A 23,998-nucleotide genomic window follows, 5' to 3' on the forward strand; every position below is an offset into this window, starting at 1 on the left:
TGCCGCTGGTCGGCTGGGATCCTAGTTCGTGATCCTTACTGTCGCATAGCCAGTTGCTGTATCCGAGAAGAGAACCTTCCCGTTCCGGTCACTCACGACCACTTTGACGACCAAACTGCTCTCACCATTCGTCCTTGCACTTACTTCGAAGCTTCGTCTCAGCTTTGCCTGTACTGCCTGTCCAGCCTGCATGAGGGCTTGCTCATCGTAGGTTTGACCACTGTTTCCATTGCGGATTCGGATCGCACCACCGTCGGTGCAACCAATAAGCGGAAGGGGGGTCTGGCCTATGTGGCAAGAGATCTGGACCTCGTATGGGTATTCAGTAAGATCTGCTTCTCGTTGCATCGCCACGCTTCGGGCTGCCTGCTGCTCCTGTTCCCTCCGACGCTGATCTTCCCTGTTCCTAATCGTGCTCACGTAGTCCGCGCAGCCGCTATCATTAGAACATTGTTGACCGAGTGCTGCCGAAGTGACTTCTGCCACGTCAACTGCCTGCTCACAGCCTTGTCTGCTCGCGAAGTCTCGAAACGTGGCGATCTTTTCAGTCAGGTTCGAGACACTGTCTGGCAGTTGCGCGTTTCCGATATATTCAGCAATGAGATCAAGTTGCTTTGAGAAGCGTGATCCAAGGTTCGGACAGGCCGACTTCATCGCGAACGCGTTCGAGAGCAGATCAACCGATATCCCTGAAATTCGGGTTTCCGATCTAGCCCATTCCGCCACCTTGGACTTAAGGGACGCACGCTCTTGCTCTTCCCTTGCGATTGCGACCTTGATCCTCGTGGCATCCTCGTCGCTGACCCATCGATCGGTGATCATGACTACCCGTTGCTCACGTTCAAGCGCACCGCCAAGAGTGGCTAGATCTCTCGAGGGGCCGATATAGGCCGCACATCGGCCGGACTTGAGGTCAACGAAGGCATCCTCAAGGGATCCGCGAGGGTCCAAGGGCTCGCCTTCCCAGCCCAGTCCCTTCAAAACCCTCTTACCATATTCGGTTCCAGTGCTCGGGTCCGAAGCAGAGACGCAGAATGCTCCCTTCTGCCCAGTAACGAGGATCCCGTAACCCTTCCGAGAACCATTCAGCACCGATCGCGTCATGGACGCTATCGCGGAGGCAACCTTCTGCTGTTCCTCCTGTTTGGCCGCGACATGTCGCTGATAATCACGCCACTTGATATGAAGCAGGGGCTCTGTCTGGCCCCAAAGCTCATCCAAGTCACCATCGAGAGATCCTTCTTTTCGCACAAGTAGTAACGTGAAGGTCGGGTTTGAGGAGCTTCCGCAGCTATAGGTATTCTCGAAGTCGATGGAAAGGTTGAGTTTCTTCAGCTCACCATCCATGAACTCCTTATAAAGTCCGTATTGCGGCTTCTCCTTCAGGTTTTTCAAGTCGAGATACAGCATGTGATCTTTGCAAATATCACTGCGTCCCGGTGGCTGACGGACGGTTACTTTACCGTCCAAATTCTTGGCAATCCGCTCATTCTGCTTTGCCGGATTGAACAGGAGAACGAGATCGCCAACTTCCATTTCGGCCGTTGATCTCGGTAACCGTGATTGTGTTGTCGGCTGCTGTTGCTGCGCATAGGTGGGCACACTGACAACCGCTGGGGACGCGTTTCTCGTTGGAGGTGCCTGATTGCCAGCTTTAACCTCTGCGACAAGGAAGTCGCCTTTCGAGAGGTAGGAATCGGGTGGTATGGATCCTGCGGCTACCAGATTGTTTTTGTATGCTTGCGCGGATGCCGCCTGAAGTGGCCCCAGTGCAATTGCATACCAGCCGTTCTGGGCTTGGAAGATCCGCAGGTTCGGAAGCTGACCACTGTATTGCTGAGCAAATAAGGTGGCCTCTTCAAGTTGCTGTCGAGCGGCGAGGATGACCCATCGCGAGTTAGTTGTGATTGCGGTGCCCGCTGAGCTTACTGCTTTTGGCTGTGCGTATACTGAGCCTGTTTGGATTAGGAGTGCGGTTAGTGCCCCAACTATAGCCTTCATTGTGGATCTCTGTTTTTTGTATCTTTAGCGGATAATCTTATCTTGTAGTTCACACACGCACTGCGTGCCAACAGTATTTGCAATTAAGGTTTCCGCCCGGACTAGGGCGAAAGGGTCTTTTAACTTGAACGACCCATAGGATTGAGACCTAGCCGTCAGTGGCGGCTTGGTGCGAACATGCGCTCCAACCGATGCCCGAGCCGCCAGAAGAACAGTTTCCAGCGACGGAAGTCGGGATCCTCCATGTAACTCGGCCAGACGGCGTATTGGGATCGCGCCGCCTTCTTGAGTTCCCGAAATTGCCCCTCGATTGGCTCGAAGCCGGCCGCGAACTCGAACCCGCAGAAACGGATCGGTCTCGAGCCGGGAACGATGACCGCTTGCCAGAACCGTTCCAGGGTATCGTTCACCGTGTAGATGCAGTTCCGCTTGTAGGTGCTGACGGGAACATGCCGCTTGACATGCTTCCTGGGGAGGGCGCTTTCGAAGATCAGCGTGACCTCATGGGTGGCGTTGAGCTCGTTGGAGCCCGTCTCGATGCCCTCCGGGGTGAAGTGAGGAAGCATCTCCCTCTCTACCTTGCCGCCGTTTCCCTTGGGGTCGTTCATGCCGTGTATCCGGCCGGAGCGAAGGATGCTCAAGGCGTTCTTCATGGACGTTCTATGCAGGAGCGTTTCCACGTCGTCACCTGTCAGCGGGGCCCATCGCCCGAACCTGCTGGATCGCGTCCTCGAGGAACTTGTCATCGTCGTCCCCGGCCGCGCCGGCACTCTCGATGAGAAAGTCCTTGAGCGTCCGGTTCGGCACCTCGTAGCCGAGGCTGGCGGCGCGATCGAGGAGCGACTTCACCGAGGACGGCCCCCACTTCACGCCGCCTCGAGGCGTTCGCTCCCGCATCTTCTCCAGTTGGCTGGCGATCTCGCGCAGCGTCTTGTCGGGATCGGACATGGCAATGCCAGCGACGAGCGACACCAGCCGTTCGCTGTCCGTTCGTCGCGGCGACCGTTCCATCAGCTCCGGCTCCGCCAATCCTTCCTTGACCATCCGTTGGACCGTCTTCCTGAGAACGTCGGGATCCCAGTCCTTGCCGCCTTTTGCCCGCAGGACGTTCGCAACGTCTTTCCAGCGGTGGTGCGGTCGCATCCTCCGCACGGTCGGCAACCACTCGTCGGCGGTCTCAATAACCTTGTCAAGGTGGGCCCGCCTCCACGCCGTGGCCGCTTTCCTGATAGCCGTCGGGTCTCCTGCGCGGATGCCGGGATTGCCGGGATGCCTCCCGCGCTTCCGAGCCGCCGCAATCCCGGCCTTCGTGCGCTCCGCGATCAGCGACCGCTCCAGTTGCGCGACTGCGCCCAGGACCTGGAGCGAGAACATGCCTTGGGGGGTGGTGGTGTCGATCGGGTCTTTCAGGGACCGGAAATGCGCTCCCTTGGCTTCCAGACGCTCTACGACCTCGAGCAGGTGGCTCACCGAGCGGGCGAGGCGGTCCAGACGGACGACCACAAGGGTCTCGCCCGGCTCGATCCGCTTGAGAAGCTGGATCAGCACCGGACGGCTCCGGGACGCGCCAGATGCGCTCTCCTGATGGACGACGAGGCATCCAGCCGCTCTCAACTCGTCCACCTGCGGGTCGGTCGTCTGCTCGTCCGTGGATACGCGGGCATATCCGATCAGGCGTGGGTTCGGCGGCGTGGCGGCCATCGGCGTACCTTGGCAATTCGTTGACGCAACTTGATAACGCAAAGCCACGTTTGTTCAAAGTCGTAAGTTCGATGGAATTGGATGGTTCCGTCAACGCTTCATCTAGTTGCCGGCTATAACGTAGCAGCAGGGTTTGGCCTGTCGGGCGAGGAAACAAGGGGAACAAAGTGGATCCGGTGGGCGGTTCAGGCCCGAATTCATCTCATTCAGCACTCGGCTGTTTGGGCAGTTCCTTTGACTGTTTTCAATCACCTCGGACACATCTCGGACAGGGAGCCAATCTCGAATTCGCTTCGGTCATCGCACCTGACAACAATGTTTCCAAAATGTTATGCATACTGCTCCGGTTAACGTTCTGTTAACCATATAGGCTCCCAGAACGATGGCAAGGTTCGCACCTGATCTCTTGCGGAGCGGCTCGATCGGCTTGCGCCGAGAGTTTTGCGCCTCCATCCTCTCGTCCAATTGACATAGCGGCTGCGTAAGGCATCGCAATGGCGCTGGAAGTTGCTGCGTATGGCGGCATGGGACGGCGCAGACCCAATCTCGGGCTGGCTGTTATGGACAAGGACGACTTACCCGCCGATCTGATCTACCTCGAGGCCGGATCCATCTACGCCTTCGACAAGGACGTGGCCGTCTGTTCGGGCAGCCGCCGGGACTTCGAGGGCTGACGCGGTCGTCTTGCCGAGCTCATTACGGGCCTAGGTCTCAACGGCCCATTCCGGGAGCTGATCGGGTATGGCCACGAGGGTTTCTCTACGGCCAACGCCTCGCAAGAGTTGCACCAGCACGGAACGCTCTCGAGAACTCTTTCCACATCTGAATAATTCTTGACAGTAGACTCTAAAGCTATCCGCAATTCGTATTAACTACGTCCAAAGAGGCAAGGCGGAAGGCATTTACTTTCGACTGTACCGGGATATCTTGTTGCTCTCCCGCCAAGTCCGCGCTTCATGGATCCAGTAATTGCCTAAACTCAGTGCCATATCGCGCCTTCTTTCGGGTTTGAAGCGCGAGCACCACGACTACAAGCCCAGCCTGCATATCTTCCCTGAACTCAATTCGGACAAGCTGGCCTCCGACCTCCAGTTGGAAATGGAGGCAACGCAGCGGGGGAAGCGCAATGAGCCGCCCGCGGATTCGACCGCTATGGACGACTTCGAGCTGCGGATCGTCGACAGGATCGAGTCCGAGAAGAACACCGCCCACAACACCTTCAGCGAGGAGGTGAGGGTGTACGCGGAACGGCTCGCCGCGCTGGAGTTCGAAGAGCGTTTTAGCGCCATCCGGCACGCGGCCCCGGCGGCGGTCAGCGAATTCAAGGTCGAGGTCGGGCAGGGACGCGACGAGCTGTTCAACCTCCGGCGCAATATCATCGACGTCGAGAAGGAACGTGACAAGTTCCGGAAGAAGCACGGGATCGAGCGCCTGTCCCGTCACGCTTCGGGCGGAACCCTCACCCTGAAGTTCGGCATTCTCGTTCTCCTGACGCTCATTGAGATCGTCATGAACGGCTACTTCCTCTCCAAGGGCAGCGAGGGGGGAATGTTCGGAGGCATCAACGAAGCGGTCTCCTTCGCCATCCTGAACGTCGTCGTGAGCTTCCTCGTCGCGGCAGTAGGGGTGCGGTGGATCAACCACAGGAACTTCTTCGCGAAGCTTATCGGCCTGCTTTCCCTGGCGTTCTACCTGTGCTTCGCCATAGGACTGAACCTCTCGCTCGCCCACTTCCGCGAGATCTCGGGCGCCCTCAATGAGGATGCGAGCCGCGAGGTGATAACGAGGATGCTGGAGAACCCGTTGGGGCTTACGGACCTCAAGTCCTGGATTTTCTTCGCCATCGGGCTGACCTTCTCGGCCATCGCATTCGGGGACGCCTTCCTAATCTATGATCCCTATCCGGGTTTCGGCTCCCTCTACCAGAGGGTGGAAAAGGAGCACGAAACCTACAGGGCCACGAAGGATGCCCTGATCAAGGAGCTGAAGGCCATCAGGGACGAAGCCATCGAGACCATGGAGGAGGCCGGGCGCGACCTTTCCAAGAGGCGAGGGGCCTATGACTCGTTCATGCAGGGCAGGGAACGCCTGAACCAGCTCTTCATCGGGTATCAGGACCATCTGGACCGGACAGTAAACACGCTGCTGGCCATGTACCGCGAGGCCAACTCGAAGGCACGCACCGATGGCAAGGTTCCCGAGCGCTTCCGCAAGCGGTACGACATGAAGCGATTGCCCATACCCAAGGAGCAGGGGCTCGCGATGGCGAGGGATGACCTGCGCAGGTCCATCGTCGAGGCCCAGGAACTCCTCAACATGCAGGTGGCTGCGATCCATACGGAGTTCAGCGACGCCGTCAGCAGCTACGACAAGATCGACGACATCGTATCGTATCCGGAGAACGACCATGGCACGCCGCAGCTCAAGGTCGCGTAGCCGCAGGCGCGGTGGCGAAACCGGGAAGCATGTCGTCGGCATCGGCATTATTGCCGTCTGCCTCGTCGCAGCCGTAGTCGTGGGCATCGCCATGACGCGGATTGAGCCCCGTCCGACGCTCGACAAGACGTCGCTCTGCCCGACGGATGGCCCGCGTTCGGCGACAGTCATCCTGCTCGACGCATCAGACGTCCTCCCCGACGTGACGAGGCGCGAACTTATGACGTACCTATTTGATGCCGCGACCGCCGTGTCCGAACACGGTCTTCTGGAGATCAGGCTGCTCGACCCAAATTCTCCGAGCGGGATGTCGGTCTTTTCGAAGTGCAATCCGGGGGACGGATCGGGACTGGACGAGTTCACGGGAAATCCAAGGCTTGCCAAGAAGCGGTGGGATGAAGGGTTCAGGAAGCCTCTCGAGGCCGCTTTGAACGGATCGATGGCGCAGCCTTCGGAGTCACAGTCGTCGCCTATCCTGTCTACGATCCAGAGCATTTCGGTCGACAGGTTCACGGGAAGCCGGGCCGCGTCGATGCCGAAGACGCTCATCGTGGTCTCGGACCTGATCGAGCACGGGCCCGGCTATTCCCAGTACTCGGGAGACCTCTCGTTCGACAGGTACAGGAAGTCCGAGCACTACAAACGGGTTCGGACCGACCTGAACGGGGCTGAGGTCTCCTTCCGGTACATCCAGCGCGTCACGCGCAGGCCCATCAATTCGGCGACCCACATCCAGTTCTGGACTGACTGGGTGAAGGACAGCAACGGCCAGCTCGTCTCGGCCAGGAAACTACAGGGAGCCGGCTGAGATGGCGACGGCAACAACATCAGAGAGATCGAGGACCAGGGATTACTACGAGTTGTGGGGGCCGTCCGCGATCTTCGTCTTGTTCGTCCTCTTTGGATGTCTCTACATCGTAGCGGCCAAGGAGCGGGGCTTCGGGCAGGTCTACGTAACATTCATTCCCGTGGCGCTCATGCTCGTCTACGCGTTGGTGATTGCGTTCTCCCGGTTCCTTCGGCTGAGGGACGACCAAGCTGGCGACAATCTCTACTACATGGGCTTCCTGTTCACCCTTACGAGCCTCGGGACGTCGCTCTACCACTTCAACGCCGACAGGAACGCGGACTACATCGTCCAGAACTTCGGTATCGCCATCGCATCGACAATCACAGGCATCGCCCTGCGCGTCCTGTTCAACCAGATGCGGCGCGACCCTGTCGAGGTGGAGCGGATAGCACGCCTCGAGCTGGCCGAGGCCGCCCGCAGGGTCAGGGTCGAGCTCGACCAGACGGTACTGGAGTTCGACCACTTCAGGCGAGCCTCGTTGCAGTCCCTTCGCGAGGGCTTTGATGAGATATCGATTCAGGTGAACAAGGTCGGCGAGAACCTTCTCGCGGGTCTGCAAGAGGTGACACAGAAATCCCAGGCTCCCCTGGAGGCCGCCTCGAAGAGCTCCGGGGCGACCATCGAAGGACTGACGAAAAGGGTCGTCGCAGCCCTTGAGGACAGCGCCAACAGACTTGCCGGGGAAAACGAAAAGCTGTCGGTAAGCGCAAAGGCCATCGCCGGCTCGCTGGACGGCGTGAAGGAACGCCTGACGGCGATGCAGGCACCGGACGAAGTCATCAAGATCAAGCTGGACCCGACCATCAAGGGGTTGGCATCGGCCGTCGACCGCTTCACCGCACGGATCGACCAGCACGAGAAGGTCTTCGGTGCCGCGCTGGAGAGTGCGCGCCTCTCCTCCGAGGCGACCCGCGAGGCAGTCGACCGCATCAGGATCTCGACGGCGGATACCGAGGCAGGAATTCGCGAGACCGTCGGCACGATGAAGAACGCCGTCATGTCGTTCGAGTCCGTGGCCCGATCACAGGCTGAACAGGTCAATGTCGTCATGAAGCGATCGGACGATACGCTCACGATCCTCAGGGACATGAGCACCGCCTCGACGGAACGGGATGCCCGTCTCATTGACACGCTCTCCGTCCTCAAGGAGATGGAAGCCGCCGCCACCGATCGGGACACCCGTCACATGGAGACGCTCTCGAAGCTCCTGCCCGGGATCTCGAAGAACGACAACGTCATCGATCTGACCAATGCCAAGGAAACTCCGGCCCCGGCTCCTGAACAGGATCCCGAACCGACCAAGTGGTCGCGTTGGCCCTTCGGATCCAACGCATGACAATCACAGCGCAAATCGAACGCCAGTCGAATTCGTACAGGCAGGGTCTCGTCCTCGGGCTCACGCAGGCCGAGATCATGCTGCTCCTCGTCTTCTGCCTCTTGCTCGCGGCCGCCGCCGTCATCAAGCGCAAGGACGACGAGATCTCGAAGTCACGGATCGAGGTGGCAGCGTTGCAGGGCACGACCACTATGAACCGGAGGATCACCGAGCTCGTGATGCGGGATCCGGCAATCTCGGGCCAGATCGGGCCGGACGGATCGATACCGGAACCGAAGCTCGACGAGTACTGGCAGGAGATTATCGAGAACCGGGACATCTTCCGGCAGCTCGAAAACCACGGCATCACGAAGAACGACCTCAAGGATGACCCCAAGTTCCTCTCGGAAATCATCGAGTTGAAGAAGGAGGGCGCTACCGCCGAGTCCCTGAAGGGCGCGATGACAATGTTGGATGGAATGTCGAAGGCGGAGAAGGCGCTGAAGGACGCGCTCGCGAAGAGGGACAGCGAGCTGAAGGAGGCTTTGGCAAAGGGTGGCGAGATGACCGAAGCCCTTGCGAGGAAGGATGGAGAGCTGAAGGCGGCCAACGCCAGGCTAGAGGAGATGACGAAACAGGCAAACGCAGCCGCGGGCAAGGACGAGGAGGGCCACAAGTGGCCACCCATGATCAGCCTCAGCGAGGCAGGGGGCTATTTCTTCAAGCTTGGCAGCGCTGAGCTCTCGACCGAGTTCGAGCGGAGGCTCAACGAGGTCGTCGTTCCGACCCTCCTCAAGACGGCGCATGAGTATGATGTGGACGTCATCGAGGTGGTGGGCCACACGGACGAGTTGCCGATCGGGGTCAAGCACTCCAACCTCGACCGCGACATGGTGGAGGTGCTCAAGGGCAACAAGCCCATTGTCGCTCTCAAGCCGGGAGACAACGCCGGACTTGGCATCGCCCGGTCCGTATCCGTCGTGAGGAGCCTGTTGCAGGACGGTCGCCTGAACGGCTTGCGTGTCCTGCCCCTGTCCGGTGCCCAGCTCGTCAAGACCGACGAGACCCTGGCGAACGGGATGGACGTGCAGGGTGATGTGAAAGAGCGCCGCCGCATCGAGATCCGGCTGAGGAAGTCGGCACCCCCGGAGCAGCCAAAAGCCGGAAGCGACATCGCGAACGCCAACAGGGGCTAGGAATCCGGCCGTTGCCGGATCCGGGATTAAACGAGAATGATAATGCGATATGCGGGTTTCTGCTTGGCCCTGATGGTGTTCGTCACGAATGCGGCGATCTCAGGCTACGCAAACGGCAATTCGATCAGTGGGTACGCCAGTGTCCTCGACGGGGACACGGCAGACATCGGCGGGAAGCGGGTGCGCTTCTTCGGTATCGACGCGCCGGAACTGTCGCAGACCTGCGTGGACGCGGCCGGCCGATCATGGCAGTGCGGACGCGAGGCGCGAGACAGGCTGGCTGAGCTAACGGACGGGAAGGTCGTCACCTGCACCTACGAGGAGATCGATGCCAACGGTAGGCTTCTCGGGTCATGCAAAGTGGATGGGCGCGGCATCAACGGGATCCTCGTCGCCGAGGGGCTTGCGTGGGCCTTCGTCAGGTACAGTGACGTCTACGTGGGGGTGGAACGCAAGGCCCGTGCCGAGCACAAGGGGGTCTTTGCGGCGGACAACCTCCCCGCCTGGGACTACCGCTCGGAACGGTGGCACAGGTCGACCGCAGCATCACAGACTGAAAGTCCGCAAGGATGCCCGATCAAAGGGAACGTCAGTGCATCTGGAGAGCGCATCTACCATATGCCATGGGACCGCTATTATGCATCGACGAAGATCGACATGACAAAGGGCGAGCGCTGGTTCTGCGACGAGGCGGATGCGGAGAAAGCGGGATGGAGGCGGGCCTACCGCTGAGTGCCTGACGGCCACGCGATCCAATAGATCGTTGATGGCCTTGATGGCGATGGGTTCATTCATGGGGGCGCCTGCCTCAGAGGGCGTGTTCAAGCGTGCCAACAAACCCACGAAGCACGCCGTCAGCGTGCCCTTCGCCTCTAGGGAAGGACTACCTTGTCCTTGAATAACGGCCGTTTGCCCCTCCCAGAGGCGCAAGGGCTTCCACGTTGGCACGGGGGAGGGAAGGGGTACTTGGGTCATGCTGATCCTTCTTGCCCCGCGCTCGGCTCACTCGCCATGGTTCCCTCCGCCATCGCTGAGCCGGCGAGCATAACCAGTCGTATAGCGTAGTCGAGGCCCGGGGAATTCGGCGTTCCTAAAGCAGGAACCAACCCTTCGAAAGGTCCATCGATCCTTTCAGCCTGATGACGCCTTCGGCCGAGCGATCCGCATCGGTGTTGAACGCGATGTAGGTTTCCTTCGCCGTCTGTTCGTAGCGGACCTGCCCGGCCTTGGTGAAAGCCGCCTCCCCGATGAAGCTGAACTTCTGGTCTCCCTTCACGCGAGTGTTGGCATCGATCAATTTGAGGTCCATCCGATCCCCGTTCCTGCCGGAAAAGTCGAGGATGTAATCCGCCGCCTTGCGGGATGACCCGGTATCACCATCGTCGAAGATGAAGGCATCCTTGCCCTTGCCACCCGTGAACGTGTCAATTCCCTTGCCGCCACGCAGCTTGTCATTCCCGGCACCGCCGTTCAGGTTGTCCTTCCCGCGCCCCCCGAAGAACACGTCGTTGCTTGAGGTGCCGACCACCTTCTCGGATGCTATGTCGGTTACGGATATCCTGATGGCCTGGTCGATCGACTGTCCGTGCCTGTCCGTCGAACGTATGACCACCTCATAGCTGGAGGCCTGCTCGTAATCGAGCATGAACCCTTTCGCCACCACCAGACTGTTTCCTTCGATGGAAAACCTGCCGCCGCCATTGTTGACGAGTGTATAGTTGTGGGTGTCGTCAGTTTCCGCATCCGCCGTCGAGAGCACTCCAACCGTCCGCCCTGAGGCGCTGTTCTCCGCGACGGATGTTCCCGACAGCGAGACGGATGTCGGTGCACTGGCGGTAGAGACTGGCTTTCCGTCCGGACCGATGAGTTCCCCTTCGATGTAGACCTTCTCGATGCGGGCCGTTTTCGCGATGGGGCCTCCGAACCCGTCGAGGATGAGAAATCCCGACCCGACGGGCGTAGCCTTTATACCGTACCCACCCTTGATATGCAGGGTATCGTCCCCGAGTCCGCCGTCGATGATGCGGAAATCCGAGGTGGCGACAAGGTTCGGTCCCTCCAATGAAATCTCGTCGTTTCCGCCCCCCGCAAGAACCCAGTTATCCGACGCCCCGGGCTGGACATGATCGTTACTGTTGCTGCCGAGCCATACCGCTGTATTCCCCCCGGATGGAACCCCGCCCCCACGCAACGCCTGCGCAATGGCGCTCGTATGGAACGGGCTGCCGGAGTCGGAGGCGAATTGGATGAGAAGTTCGGTGCTTCCGATGTAGTTGGTCATTTTGTGGGCCTGGACAACATCGGGCGCTCCTGAATACGTTGTCTCCACCGATGCCCCTACGGGATCGGTGAAGGGCACATCGGGAACGATGTCTTTTACATGGGCGAAGTTCAGAATCTGCTTGTTGCTCGGGGTCGGCTCCGCACCAGGAGAACCCCATGTGAATCCCCTCGTGTTGTCCGCGCTCACTCCCGTGAGACCTTCGAACATCAAGTGCTGCACCATCGCGCCCCCGAGGCTATGCCCAGTAATCAATACCTGCTGCACGTCGTTCGCGGGATTGGATGTATACGCCTTGAGTGCCAGGATCAGCGGAGCGAACGCATCGTAGTGATTGTAGAACGGTAAATAATCCCAGATGTCCGAGGACAAGTCGTCAGTTCCCCTGAAGGAAATGGCCAACGTCCTCTTTCCCTCAACCATGCCGATCAGGACCAATGCGGCAGCCCCGTTTCCCGTGGACGATGTCGCACTGTATAGACCACCGTCGAGACGGTAGACGACCCCGCCGTCAAAGCTGGCCGGCTTGATGCCCATCTCCAGCGCGGATACCGCATGCCAGCCACGTTTCTCCGCGGATTTGGCATCGGTGTTATACGCCTCGTCGGCAAGTTGCGCCATCTCCGCGATTACGCTCTGGCCTTTGAGACCCACTCCGTTGTTGACAGGTTCCTCGAATGAAACCCGCTCGATGTCACGAGTGGTCAGTGTGATCGCAGGGTAGAAGCTGGTAATGTTTGTCTCGATGGTCGTGGTCGTATCGTGCCAGGTGAAGCCGAACGATACCGAGAAATCGTAGTCGTTAGCCGACCCCGGCAGAAAGATCAGGTCGGTTTTCGCTGGGGCAGAATCGTTTTCACCACCGTCCAGCGTCTGGGAGGTTCCTGACGCGTAACCGTCGAAATCGCGGAGCTGGTACTCGAAGGCATCGAAGCCTTTTCCACCATTGAGGCTGTCATTCCCCGGCGCCGCATAGAACCAGTCATCGCCGTCCCCACCGTCGAGGGTATCGTTTCCGGAGGGATCGCCTTCGCCGCCATCCAACGTGTCGTTGCCGACCCCGCCCTCGATGCTGTCCGATCCCTCGCCGCCGGACAGGCCATCGGCACCTGGGCTCCCGATCAGCGTATCGTTCCCAGCATTCCCGAACGCGTATGCCGCCTGTCCCTCAGGGGCGGTCACGTCCTTCAGCTTGATGTAATCGTTTGTCGCAGACCCATTGATGTGCGGAACGGCCTTCTCATCCAGGAGGTCGATAGGCCGTGAACTGAGAACTTGGTTGATGCTCAGTTCGGTCCCTCCGGTCCCGAACCCGTTGTTGATGGAGGTCTGCTGTGCATGGAAGTAGATCTCGCTGGTCAACTGCCCGCGGCTGACAGCGTAGTGCCGTGGGTTTACGCCGTCCGAAGGTGCAGCCAGGTAGAACGTGGATTCGTTGCTGGGGGGTGGTCTGCCGGGGTTAAGTGACGCCTCTATCCCAACCAGATGGATCATGCCGACGTTGGTATTCAGGAACAGGAGGCGCAGCCCACTGTCGTACCTGGACGGTGTGGCTGCACCTATCGTCTGTCCCCAAAAGCCACCCGGCCTCAAATCGACGGCAACGTCCCCACCCGCAGCGACGGTAGAATACGCCATGACGTAACCCCAATGTCAGCGATGGGCAGTGTAAAGCGACGCTTCGGCTGCGAAAAACCCCCAAATGGGGTATGGCAACGACTCCAAAGTAGTTCTGGCTGCGTCAGCCATGGGCAATCAGTCCCGGCCAGATGTCGCTCTTGGGAGCGGTAAATGCAACTCGATCGGGACCGCCCACATAGTGGCTTCAATCCTTAACGACGACATGCGCGATGATTCGCGCTAAGATTGTCTTTTAAGGATTTACGCAACTATAGGCTACATAAGCTATCTTATGCGAAAATCGCTCGGAGCCCTTCCCGGCTAATCATGAGATCACTCGATTCAGCGCCTCGCGCAATCGAGGTAGTTCGCAAACACCCACGCATTCGAACGGATTCTCGCCCATCGCCGGTTTCGATCATCGCGGTCGAACTGCAAGACCTCAACCTCAGTTCCATTCGACAATTCGCCGACCTTCGTCCCTCGGGGCGAGGCTCGCACTGCCAATGGTGTACCGGTGGGATCATTAACGATACAGGTATCGGAAGAAGGCAGGCGTTCCGGTTTTAGAAGTGAGGCTCTCTGACGCCCGTCCTTCGGTTCCCACGCGCCGTTCTCGTACAAGAATTTCGCCTTGCTCGGGAGGCTCACATAAATGTCGGTAACCACTCCCGGAATTTCCGCGCGTGGAAAACTACCTGTAATAAGGCCAGCGAGAACGAATGTCTGTTCGACAGTGAACAGAAAAATAGGCCCGCCACTATCTCCATCGGCGACTACGCCAGGACCAAATGCCGACGAGCAAAGAATACCCATTTCGAAGTAATTGCCGTTCTTCTTGAACCCGCAGTTGTGCATACGCTCGATGTAAGTCCCATCCCAGTTGCGTTTCCCGTCCGGGGGTTGGCACTTTAGAGGCTCGGAACAATTGATTTCACCAAAGCCGACGGCAAAGCCCATCAGCACGGTGCCCAATCCCTTGATCTCAGTTGAAAAAATTTTCTGCGGCAGAACAAGTGAAAGAAACGCGCTATATTTTCGACCGTCCTCGAACGCGTCCTTGAGAAACGTGTCTCCGTCAAGGTAATCCAAGATCGTTGCTGGGGGCGTAATCGCAGCGGCTTTGATTGGGCGTGATAGCTTCACCACCGCAATGTCACTGCCATTCTTTGCCGCGAACTCCGTGCGCCACTCGTAGCCGCCCCCTCCTACACGAACTCTCGGATCGAGTTCGAGAAAGTCGGGATGAATAACGATGGAGGATGAATTAATGGTTTCAATGACCTTGTGATCTTTGACGACTTCTATCCTGGCCGTATTTTGCTGTCGGTCGTCGCGAAAGAAACAATGTGCGGCCGTAATCACCACGTCGGGCTTCATTGCCAACCCGGTGCACTCGTTCCCTCCTGAATGCACCTTTACGACATTGATAAATCGGTTCTCGCTGTCCGGTTGTGGGTCGCTGATCGCCCAAGCGCCACTGACGCACGAACTGAGCACAATGCCCAGCAAAGGCCCCTTCATACCCATCTGCCTCTCCAGTCAAGAGCAACAAACGATATGCTGACTTTCCTTTTGGTCAAGGGACGAGTTCTGGCAAAAACGGCGTGGGATCGGACTACTACTATTGCTCGCGCCAAGCACTCCGCTGGGGATACAACGGCATCTACTGGCTCCTTCACCTCGGCTAGGCCATTAATGAAACACAACGAAGCGACCATGGCAGGCGAACCGCTGGCAGTTGCGCGAGATCAACGGACAACTCGTTCTCGACGATCCTCATGCGACTGCTGTCATTGACGCGGTCAGCAAGGTGGCAGCCGGGATGTGCTCCGGGTCCAAGCCGACCGTATCACGCATTTTGTTGGACGGCTGAGCCACAACGGGCGGATGCCTGCGAACGCCGTGATGGTGATCCTGAACGTGGACGATCCCAACGGTAGGCAGCTTACCGAAATGCTCATGGCGAATGCGGATTGGCAGCCTCACCGGGATCCAGGCGAAATCCCATTCACCCGTGGTCTCGCCATGCGGGATGGCATTCAAGACCTGATCGGTGCTCTCGATCCGTACGAGGCTGAGAAGCTCCAGAGCATGGCCGGTTTCGGAGTCGTGATGATGGATCGCGGCGTGGTCGCGGTTTTCGCTGCTGAAGAGGTAAGCGCGTAATGACTTCTTGTCAAAATGAATGTTATGCGAATACCTCTAGGTCGCTTGGTCATGTCAACGACGTGATCGACCTACCCCTTTGGACGCTTGGCGCTGGTCCCTGACAGTCGTACCATCAGGTATCAACGACGCGGATGACGGCCCATGCACCTGCAGCGCAGCGTCCTCCCAAGCGGCCACGTCACCTGGACCGCCTATGACGGTGACGCCATCGTCACCGAGATCCGCGAGTTCGTCATCTACCTGGAGGCGCGCCATCACGCCCCGAGCACCGTCGCCCATTATGCCCGGCACGTGGTCCGGCTGGGCAACTATCTCGCGGCCATGGGCAAGAGCTTCCGGGAGATCACACCCTTGGACCTCGACCGCTTCATTCCCGCGCTGATCCGCCATGGCCCGATCCTGGATCTGAAGATCGCCCTCAACATCATCCCGCTGCGCCCGGAACCCGTGGACGTTTCCGCCAGCCTGCACAACCAGATCCTGTTTGCGATCAAGGCCTTCTACACCTTTCTGGACATGCGCCACGCCGCGCTGATCTTTGGCAATGACGAGAGGCCGCGCGCCTATCATCCCGACGCCTACAAGCCTTTCCTGGCTCATATCGCACAGCGCAAGCCGCGGCGCCGCACCGAAAGCCGGTCGGACCACAAGGCCAAGGCGGCCTCCGCCAAACGGGCCGTCGACCACCGGCTGAAGCCCGAGCAGGTCCTGAAGATCATCGAGGCGGCCAGCCTCATGCGCGACGCCTTCCTGGTGGTCCTCCTGTACACGACCGGCATCCGGATCGGCGAGGCCCGGGGCCTGCTGCACGAGGACTTCCGGTTGGAGGAGAACGTCATCTGGGTCACGCCCCGCCTTCACGAGAACAAGGCGCGCGTCAAAAACGGCAGGGCGCGGCCGATCCCGGTGCTCGACTTCGTGATGACGATGTATGAGGACTATGTCGCCAGCGACGAATACCTTCCGGCCTTCGAGACCGGCACGAATTATGTGTTCTGCAACATCGCCAAAGCGCAAATCGGCCGCGGGCTGTCTGAGAGCAACGCCTACGACATTCAAAAGCGTCTGGTCCGGAACTCGGGGATTGCGTTTACCTGGCACATGTTCCGTCACACCCATGCCAGCGAGGCGATCGCTCAGGGCTATAGCCTGCTCGATGTCGCTGACCGCCTCGGGCATGCCAGCCCGCAGACGACCAATGCCATCTACAAGCACCTGTTCAATGCCGAGTACAAGAAGCTGCAGCTCAGGAACCACACGGAGGTCGAAGAGCGCCTGAATGACTTGAGGCGTATCGGCCTGGCGGAGGAGAAGCTCAAATGGCTCTGAAGCTCGCCCGAAGCTACGATCCGGACGTCGCGTATCTTGGGAGCCTGCGAGCCTTTCTGGCCGCCCTGCACCCTGCCCTGCTCGAACGAGACCTGTGGGGCTTCCATACGCTTCGGGAATGCTTCGGGATCGACGCCGGATCCGCGTTATACGCGCCGGACAGTTATGGCGGGGCGCGGCACGCTCAAATCCTCCGCGACGCCCAGGAGATTGGGCCCAGTAGTGGCTGTGTTGAGAGAAACACCCATGGAGAACGCAGCAGAAAGGGCCGCCCGGCATCCATCATCCGGCAGCGCGGACAAACGCTGTCCGATGAGTTGCTGGGTGGGATTGGCTTCGACTTCGCCGCTGTGCCGGAGTTCTACAAGACGGAGCTCAAGGCATTTTTTGCCTGGCGCCTGTCACGGCCACAGAGCCGGCACTACCGCTGGTACACGCGAGCGATTCAGTTGATTCCCTTCTGTGCTGACCTTGCATCCACTCAAGCACCTGCGGTCCGCCACCTGATCGACTTCGGTCGCCCTATCGAGAGCGGTTTAGGCTGCGGCAGCACGCCCCTTCGGAGCCTGTTTGAGAATTGGCTGGCAGGGAGGGAATACTCGGTTCGCCCCACGAAGCTCAAATGGCGTCGGGACGCCACGATCCACGAGACAGCCTATGGGCCCGTGGCCAGTGCCGTGGCCAACCTCTTGGTGTTCACCCTCATCCTCTTGCGCGAGAAAGCCAAGCCGGTGGAGGCCAGGGACCTGGTTCTCCTGGAGGATGTTTATCCCGCCGATGAAGTTCCGGTGACGCGGTCCAAAGCACCCTATCTCAGCTTCTTCCGCATTCAACTTCCGTGGCTGCGCACCGTAGCGCGGCGCTACGTTCTCAACAAAATCGAGCACAAGGAACTCTCGCCGCGCACTCTGCCATCCTACATTGCCTCCCTGGGACAGATCGAGGCATGCCTGTACAGTCTTCATTCCTCGCCTCGCCCCGAACACATCACACAGGAGTTCATCGAGCATACGTTCCTGTCATGGGGCAACGACAAGGGCTTTACCGGGCAGAACTGGTATACGGACCCGCTCAACATGGTCCAATGGGCCTCCGCCTACCTCCCGGAATACCGCTGGCGCCGCCTTGTCTTCGATAAGAGGAACGTTCGCAGGGTTCGTAGCTATCATCCCCGGACGCATGAATATGCGCGCAATCTCGAAGACGCGATGGTGCCCGAGGAGGTCATTGAGCAGATCTTCCTGAGGTTCGACTCCCTGCCGGTTGTCTGTAAACGTCTTCTGATCATCGCCCGCTATACGGGCATGCGGTCCATCGACCTGCACGCCCTTGCGTTCGGTTGCCTGGCACCGGATCCGGACGATGCCGACTTCATGCTGCTGACCTTCTACCAGTCCAAGGTCAAGCGCTGGAACACCAAGCCGCTGCACAAGAACGATGCTGCCCATGCTCTGGTCATCCAGGCCATCCAGGAGCAGCAGGACGACGTCCGGACAGCATGGCGGCGCGAGACACAATACCTGTTCCCGCACAGGCTCGGCGATGCCGAAGTCCATCTCAGTCCAGGGCACACCCGGGACGTGATCGCGAAGTGGATCATCCGCCAAGGCATTCGTGACAAGGACGGCGGCATCTACAAGTTCGGCTGGCATGACCTGCGCCATTTTTACGGCACCGAACTGGCATTGGCCGGCTATGACATCATGATGATCCAGATGGAACTCGGCCATGCCTCGGCCGACATGAGCCTGATCTACGTCAATCAGCGTCTGAAGCTGAAGAAGAAAGCTGTCCTCGAGAAGGGTGGTGGCAAGTTCATCTCCATCAAGGGCGAGGTCGACGACAAGGTCGCCGAACTGGCGCTGCGCAAGGGTGCCACTCTGGCGGTTGACGTCCCCGGCGGCCTCTGCTCGCTTCCGGGCCAGATCGGTGAATGGTGCGAACACAACGGAGCCTGCTTCACGTGCACGTACTTCCGGGCCGATATCGGGCAGTTGCCGTTCTTCGAGAAGGAAATGCGCACCATGGCTGCCAGCCTCACCCGCTTCAAAGGTGAGGTGGAAGGCTTCGAGCACGACGGCCATCGGCGCATGGCTGACATCGGTCGCAAGCGGATGGAGCGAACCCAGCAGGGGCTTGCGAACGTCAAGACCATCATCAAGACGATCAAGGCGGAGGGGACGTTCAGTGGACAGGCTCGAAAATACCAGCGGGCTGCTGGCAGCGGCGCGGCAGCGGAGTGTGACCAAGCGGCGTGCGGTCGAAGAGATCTTGGGCACCATGCGCCGGAACGGTGAGGTCATCTCGTTCAAGACCGTGGCCGAGCGCGCCAACGTCAGCCGCGAGTACCTTTACCGCCAGTTCAAGGAGGTGATCCAGCAACTTCGCACGACAGCGCTTCAGCAGGTTGTGACGGTCGATGGCGAGGAGGTCCGGGTTCGCTCGGCGGGCCGTGCCGCAACGATCGAGGTGGCGCTGCGCAACAAGGTCAAGCGGCTGGAGTCGGAGCTGGCCGAGGTCCGCCAGCAGAAAATGGAGCTGGATCGCCGCTATGAGCGCGCGCTCGGCGAAGCAGAGGAATGGCGTAGCCGCCATCAGCGCGCCGTGACCGAGCTTCTTGAGGTGCGCAGCCGGTTGACACGTTATGGGTCGTCATGAGCCATGACGGGCAAAGCCGTCAGGGCTTGGACACCCCAAGCCGCCGGCACGCGGAGCGGTCAAGAAGGCCCGCAGGGCCCCGCCGGAGGCGGCAGGCCGCAGGCCTGTTCTTGACAGCGAGCATGGCGGTGGCACCTCGATCGCAAATGCCCATGGATGACATGTCAATCAGGTCTAATCGCCTGGCCTGCCTAAGGATTTACAGAACACCTCCAGGTAAATGCGAAAATTAATTAATTATTTCAATGGCTTAGCCGACTGCCCCTCCTGTGGCTACATGGCCCAACTACGCTGTGGGCGTAACTTGCCCCTAGACCCCGAGTCCGCCGACAAGCAGACTGGTTTCTGGCAACTACAACGAAAGGGAGGCCACGAACCATGAGCGCAGTATCCAACAGCACGACCAAGAAGGTTGTATCCGTGACCGAGCAGGACGGCGTGACCGTGCAGAGCGGTGTCGCCACCGAGGCCGGATCGGACGGTATCGAGCCGAATGTCCTCGTCGTCACGAAGGTTTCGGTTACGCCTCCGTCTGGCACGGACGCTACGGGCCTCATCCGCACCGCGTGGCCGCTGGTAGCGGTTGCCGGCGCTCTCTACATGCTCGGTCACATCAGCCCGGAATGGCTCTTCGGATACTGGACTGGCAGTGACCAGACCGGACTCCGGCTGTTCGCCAACGTCGGCATGATGCTGGGCTTCGCCGTCCTTCTTGGTGCCGCAGTCATTGAGACGGTGAAGCGCGGTGGCCTCGTCTACGCAACCCGCAACGTCACCGGACCCGCTTCGGTTCACGCTCTCTCCGCTCCTTCCCGCAACCCGGCACTCGCTGGCCCCAAGCGGACCCTGCGTCATACTCCGGTGCAGCAGCTCTCGGCCGGCTCCCGGGAGATGGCGAAGGTCGCCTGATAGAACCGGACGACACCGCCACTGATGGCAAGGACTCGACCCTATGGTTCGGGTCCTTTTCCATAAGGTAAGGGAGGACAACACCATGACCGACACCGCAAACACCGACCTCGAGGTCCTGAACGCCGAGTGGGGCGACGTGGACGGCACCCGGAAGGACGACGGGCCGACCGGGGACGATTACGTGAAGCAGTTCGTCCCGGCCAAGGAAGAGAGGAAGCCCTACACCGAGGACGACTACCACGCGTTCGCGGAGGCGATCACTGGCGCGGAACGCGGTGCCTTCAAGATCCGCAGCCGCAACCGCATTATCCGGATCCTGTCCGTCCTCCTAACGGTGTCCATCCTCGGAAACGTCGCGGCCGTCGTGGCCTACGCCCTCGGCTGAATGGAAGTCTCGCGGGGGTAGGGGATCATACCACCCGACCCGAAATCTCCGCTGTAGACCCATGAATCCGTAGGCGCATGTTCGTATTCAGGACCGGAAAGCCGTGAAACGGCCACTCAAGTGGCTACACCAGCTTCCGGCCTCCAAGTCCGAGTGCCTTGCGGTAAAGGTCCACGACGATCTCCAGTTCCTCGCGCTTGCGCCGCTGGGCCTCGGTTTCTATCGACTCCCGGGCGACGATCTCGATCGCTTTCACTGCGAAGCCCTGTTGAGCCGCTTCCGCCCTGACCTTTCGAATGTCCGCGTCGATCGAACGGATTTCCTTCTGGAGTGCCGGAACGCCGGCCGGATTGGCCTTGCGCGCATCCTTGAGATCGCGGCTGACCTTGGCACGTTCGCGCCAAAGGTCAACGAGACGGTCAACGTAGCCTTGGAGGAAGTCGGCGGCGGGGTGCCTCGCCTGATTGCTGCTCATCTACGGCATCCCTACCCTTGCGATGCCGGGACGATAGAGCCGGCGGCTCTAGGTGACAACCACGCTTTCGAGAGGGCCGGCCACTGTTCCTTCCTTCTCCCCGCTGGTTACGCTGTGAGCGTAGAAACAGCTTGCGTTCACCACCACCCTCCCCCACGCTTTCCAGAGACGTTCACGACAACGAGGGAGGATTCATGACCAATCGCATCACGCCACCGCTCTTCCGGTCCCATCGAGGCATCGGCAGTCCCAAGCTGACACCCGGCCAGCTCGTCGGGTGCCAGCATCCGGGCGGCTTGCCGATGGAAGCCGTCGCCTACGGGACTGGCGAGACAGAGGACGGCCGGAACGTGCGCTTTTGGGTCGTCCACGAACGCCACGAAGACGGGAAGCAAGTTCTCGTCGGGCCGATGACGACCTACACGGACCAGGAGGCGAACGCCGAGATGGCCGAGGCTTCCCGCGTCCTCGATGCGATGGCACACAACCGAAAACACTTCACGCCGGCGCGGCGACTTCACTAGGGGGAAGGGAACGACGCATGGACGAGAGGCGATGGCTCAATGACGTGACTGTCTACGCTCCCGGCCAGGCGGCGGTGAAGCATCGCGCTCCCTACGTGCTGGGGAACGTCACTTGCCTCGCCGGCGAAGTCGATCCGTTTCATCAGGGCATCGTTGCGGAAGCCGTCAGCCATTGCCAGACGATCGCGCCTTGGATGGCCGTCGTCGTCGCTCCAGACCTCCAGTGGAAGGGCTGCTACAATCGGGGCGTTTGCTCCTATCGCACGAACACCATCTTTCTGTCCCTGCACGACGGCCCTCCCGAGATCGTGGCGACGGCGTATCACGAAGCCTGGCACGGTCTCGAACGCCGCCTCCCCGGGAACGTCATCGAGGCGATCGAGAACGAGCTCCAGCCCTTCTTCCTCGAAGCCTACAAGTATTATCGGGAGCCGCACGAACGGAGGGCACGTCTGTTCGCCAACTGGTGCGGCTGCATTTTCGAGGGGAAGCCAGTCCCAAAGGAAACACTCCTGGATGCGATTTTCGCCGCCGCGTGGTCGGGCGAAACCGCGAAGGAGATCGACACCTTCTTTGACGAACTGGAACTGGTCGCTTGATGGGTTGCGCCGGCAACGGCAACGGGCGACCTTCATCCTCGGTGTGGTGATCGACACGTCGGAGAATGCGGCAATTCCTCCGGTCGGATCGGTCAAGTGACCTCCTTTCGCAGAGAAGCTCGCTGGTTCGCGCCAGCGGGCTTTCTCTTTGTGCCGGCGGCGATCCTTTCGCCATCGCCGGCTTGCGCTGCCCGAGGCACGGGCTCAGGATTGATCCCGAAACGTGAGCCACGCTGACGATCCACCTCCCTTTTGACACCAAACTTGGCCCCTCCCCTCGGAGCGGGCCTTTTTTTGTCAAAGGTAGTCCTGGATGGAAGGCACGTTGGGATCCTCCGCCTCAATCGCTTTTGCGAAGCGGCGCGCCTCATCATCCATTCCGGCCTCTTGCGCGGCATAGAAACCTTGAAGGTTGGCCGTCATCACAATGTCCGGGTCGATGGCACCCGCCTTGATCTGTGCGTCGATCAGGGCAATCGCCTCCTGGAACTTCTTCTGCCCCCTCAAGGCCGCGGCCTGTTTGATGAACTCTTCCCCTGCCAGCTTCACGTGCGCTCTCCTTGGATGTTGAGCGCACGTCATACGAGGAAGATTCATCGTGCGAAAGTGTTTCCTTTTGCACGGCCCCGGGACAGACTTCTTTTGTGCTGTGTACCGAGGGCGGGGATCACAAACGTCCATGCAAGGACAGGAGGACATGATGGGGGAAAAGGGACGCAGGATTGGGTATGGCCGGGCGGCGACACCGGATCAGGATGGAGAAGGTCAACTGGAACAGTTGAAGGCGGCGGGTTGTGTGCACACCTTCGCTGACTTCAATTTCAGTGTGGCCGAGGCCCGTCCGAACCTGAACGAAGCCATCAAGGAATGCCGCGCTGGGGATACGTTCGTGGTGACGAGCCTCGACCGCGCCGCCCGATCCGTGCCGGAAATCATCCGATTGATCGACACGCTGACTTCCCGGGGCGTTCGCTTCGAGAGCCTGGCCGAAGGATTCACCGCCAACTCGCCGGCCGGAATGGCTCTGGCCGCAGCGGCACAAGTCTTCGCGCAGGTCGGGCGCGTTCTCAACAAGGAGCGTCGGTCTGCCGCGAGAAAGGCGGCTGATGAGGACGGGCCACCGATGGGCCGTCCCAAGAAGCTGACCGACGAGCAGCAGCGCGTCGCCATGGAGATGCTGGCGAAGGGAGCGGTGCCGCAGAAGATCGCAGATGCCCTCGGGGTCCATCGGACGACCATCATCCGGAACTTCCGCAAGCCCGCAGAGGCATTGGCCTGAATCGCCTGAGTCACCAAAGGGTTAGGGTCCGATCCCCTGCCCTGTCGGAGATGCTTCGAAATCCGTAATGTTTTCCGTGGCTTGGAATCGCATCGGCGGTTGCGCCGAACAAATTCTCGGACAATAAAAGAAGGGCGACCTGCTCCAACAGGCCGCCCTCGTGTCTTTGGTGCGAGGCTCGAAAGCACTACCGTTTCGACGTTTCACAGGCGAACGAACGATAGGGCCCTCAGAGAAGAAGTCTACGAAGTCTCCTCTGCGAAAG

22 protein-coding genes are annotated in these 23,998 nt (G+C 59.8%); 15 read left to right on the top strand and 7 right to left on the bottom strand.

What is annotated here, in order from left to right; all coding sequences use genetic code 11:
* Positions 1 to 21: 21 nt before the first annotated feature.
* The 3 genes from BB934_RS46410 to BB934_RS46420 form a co-directional block, all read right to left on the bottom strand.
* Positions 22 to 2,001: a hypothetical protein gene (locus BB934_RS46410; RefSeq protein ID WP_157934777.1), complete on the bottom strand. Its 1,980-nt coding sequence runs from the start codon at positions 1,999 to 2,001 to the stop codon at positions 22 to 24.
* 155 nt (positions 2,002 to 2,156) lie between these two features.
* The gene (locus BB934_RS46415; RefSeq protein ID WP_157934778.1) at positions 2,157 to 2,609 is read right to left on the bottom strand and encodes a hypothetical protein; all 453 of its coding nucleotides are present in this window, start codon (positions 2,607 to 2,609) and stop codon (positions 2,157 to 2,159) included.
* A 76-nt stretch (positions 2,610 to 2,685) separates the two neighbouring features.
* A complete protein-coding gene (locus BB934_RS46420) occupies positions 2,686 to 3,702 on the bottom strand; it encodes a recombinase family protein (protein WP_099516276.1) in 1,017 nt (338 codons plus the stop codon).
* Positions 3,703 to 4,196: 494 nt separating this feature from the next.
* Here BB934_RS46420 and BB934_RS46425 point away from each other — a divergent pair, with 494 nt between their 5' ends.
* The 6 genes from BB934_RS46425 (at position 4,197) to BB934_RS46450 (ending at position 10,231) form a co-directional block, all read left to right on the top strand.
* Complete coding sequence (locus tag BB934_RS46425) at positions 4,197 to 4,376, top strand: hypothetical protein (protein WP_099516277.1); 180 nt, start codon at positions 4,197 to 4,199, stop codon at positions 4,374 to 4,376.
* Between the two features lie 295 nt (positions 4,377 to 4,671).
* Positions 4,672 to 6,138, top strand: a complete 1,467-nt coding sequence (locus BB934_RS46430; protein WP_157934779.1) for a hypothetical protein — start codon at positions 4,672 to 4,674, stop codon at positions 6,136 to 6,138.
* Positions 6,110 to 6,946, top strand: coding sequence for a hypothetical protein (locus BB934_RS46435; RefSeq protein ID WP_099516279.1), 837 nt, complete (start codon positions 6,110 to 6,112; stop codon positions 6,944 to 6,946). The genes BB934_RS46430 and BB934_RS46435 overlap by 29 nt, the downstream gene beginning before the upstream one ends.
* A 1-nt stretch (position 6,947) precedes the next feature.
* Positions 6,948 to 8,324 carry a hypothetical protein gene (locus tag BB934_RS46440; RefSeq protein ID WP_099516280.1) on the top strand — a complete coding sequence of 459 codons (1,377 nt, stop codon included), beginning with the start codon at positions 6,948 to 6,950 and terminating at the stop codon, positions 8,322 to 8,324.
* On the top strand, positions 8,321 to 9,499 hold the full coding sequence (locus BB934_RS46445) for a hypothetical protein (RefSeq protein ID WP_099516281.1): 1,179 nt from the start codon (positions 8,321 to 8,323) through the stop codon (positions 9,497 to 9,499). Before BB934_RS46440 ends, BB934_RS46445 begins: the two co-directional genes overlap by 4 nt.
* 42 nt (positions 9,500 to 9,541) lie before the next feature.
* Positions 9,542 to 10,231, top strand: coding sequence for a thermonuclease family protein (locus BB934_RS46450; RefSeq protein WP_157934781.1), 690 nt, complete (start codon positions 9,542 to 9,544; stop codon positions 10,229 to 10,231).
* Positions 10,232 to 10,589: 358 nt separating this feature from the next.
* Here the strand turns inward: BB934_RS46450 and BB934_RS46455 are convergent, their stop codons facing one another.
* Complete coding sequence (locus tag BB934_RS46455) at positions 10,590 to 13,418, bottom strand: cadherin domain-containing protein (RefSeq protein WP_157934782.1); 2,829 nt, start codon at positions 13,416 to 13,418, stop codon at positions 10,590 to 10,592.
* Between the two features lie 324 nt (positions 13,419 to 13,742).
* Positions 13,743 to 14,930: a trypsin-like serine protease gene (locus BB934_RS46465; protein ID WP_099516284.1), complete on the bottom strand. Its 1,188-nt coding sequence runs from the start codon at positions 14,928 to 14,930 to the stop codon at positions 13,743 to 13,745.
* A 360-nt stretch (positions 14,931 to 15,290) separates the two neighbouring features.
* Here BB934_RS46465 and BB934_RS46470 point away from each other — a divergent pair, with 360 nt between their 5' ends.
* From BB934_RS46470 to BB934_RS46495, 6 genes are all read left to right on the top strand, one after another.
* Positions 15,291 to 15,569, top strand: coding sequence for a hypothetical protein (locus BB934_RS46470; protein ID WP_099516285.1), 279 nt, complete (start codon positions 15,291 to 15,293; stop codon positions 15,567 to 15,569).
* Between the two features lie 144 nt (positions 15,570 to 15,713).
* Positions 15,714 to 16,901: a tyrosine-type recombinase/integrase gene (locus BB934_RS46475; RefSeq protein ID WP_099513993.1), complete on the top strand. Its 1,188-nt coding sequence runs from the start codon at positions 15,714 to 15,716 to the stop codon at positions 16,899 to 16,901.
* Complete coding sequence (locus BB934_RS48355) at positions 16,892 to 19,198, top strand: tyrosine-type recombinase/integrase (protein WP_157934460.1); 2,307 nt, start codon at positions 16,892 to 16,894, stop codon at positions 19,196 to 19,198. The genes BB934_RS46475 and BB934_RS48355 overlap by 10 nt, the downstream gene beginning before the upstream one ends.
* A complete protein-coding gene (locus BB934_RS46485) occupies positions 19,173 to 19,559 on the top strand; it encodes a DUF6262 family protein (RefSeq protein ID WP_099513992.1) in 387 nt (128 codons plus the stop codon). The genes BB934_RS48355 and BB934_RS46485 overlap by 26 nt, the downstream gene beginning before the upstream one ends.
* A 378-nt stretch (positions 19,560 to 19,937) precedes the next feature.
* The gene (locus BB934_RS46490) at positions 19,938 to 20,468 is read left to right on the top strand and encodes a hypothetical protein (RefSeq protein WP_099516286.1); all 531 of its coding nucleotides are present in this window, start codon (positions 19,938 to 19,940) and stop codon (positions 20,466 to 20,468) included.
* 85 nt (positions 20,469 to 20,553) lie between these two features.
* Entirely contained in the window at positions 20,554 to 20,856 is a 303-nt protein-coding gene (locus BB934_RS46495) for a hypothetical protein (protein WP_099516287.1), read from the top strand.
* Positions 20,857 to 20,980: 124 nt separating this feature from the next.
* Here the strand turns inward: BB934_RS46495 and BB934_RS46500 are convergent, their stop codons facing one another.
* Positions 20,981 to 21,331 carry a GapR family DNA-binding domain-containing protein gene (locus tag BB934_RS46500; protein ID WP_099516288.1) on the bottom strand — a complete coding sequence of 117 codons (351 nt, stop codon included), beginning with the start codon at positions 21,329 to 21,331 and terminating at the stop codon, positions 20,981 to 20,983.
* Between the two features lie 194 nt (positions 21,332 to 21,525).
* Between BB934_RS46500 and BB934_RS46505 the strand changes: the two genes are divergently transcribed.
* Positions 21,526 to 21,855, top strand: coding sequence for a hypothetical protein (locus tag BB934_RS46505; protein WP_099516289.1), 330 nt, complete (start codon positions 21,526 to 21,528; stop codon positions 21,853 to 21,855).
* Positions 21,856 to 21,872: 17 nt separating this feature from the next.
* A complete protein-coding gene (locus BB934_RS46510; protein ID WP_099516290.1) occupies positions 21,873 to 22,454 on the top strand; it encodes a hypothetical protein in 582 nt (193 codons plus the stop codon).
* Positions 22,455 to 22,751: 297 nt separating this feature from the next.
* Here BB934_RS46510 and BB934_RS46515 read toward each other — a convergent pair whose 3' ends face one another.
* Positions 22,752 to 23,003, bottom strand: coding sequence for a hypothetical protein (locus BB934_RS46515; protein ID WP_099516291.1), 252 nt, complete (start codon positions 23,001 to 23,003; stop codon positions 22,752 to 22,754).
* A gap of 148 nt (positions 23,004 to 23,151) precedes the next feature.
* Here BB934_RS46515 and BB934_RS46520 point away from each other — a divergent pair, with 148 nt between their 5' ends.
* Positions 23,152 to 23,733, top strand: coding sequence for a recombinase family protein (locus tag BB934_RS46520; protein WP_157934783.1), 582 nt, complete (start codon positions 23,152 to 23,154; stop codon positions 23,731 to 23,733).
* Positions 23,734 to 23,998: the final 265 nt, after the last annotated feature.

Source organism: Microvirga ossetica (assembly GCF_002741015.1).
GTDB classification, from domain to species: domain Bacteria; phylum Pseudomonadota; class Alphaproteobacteria; order Rhizobiales; family Beijerinckiaceae; genus Microvirga; species Microvirga ossetica.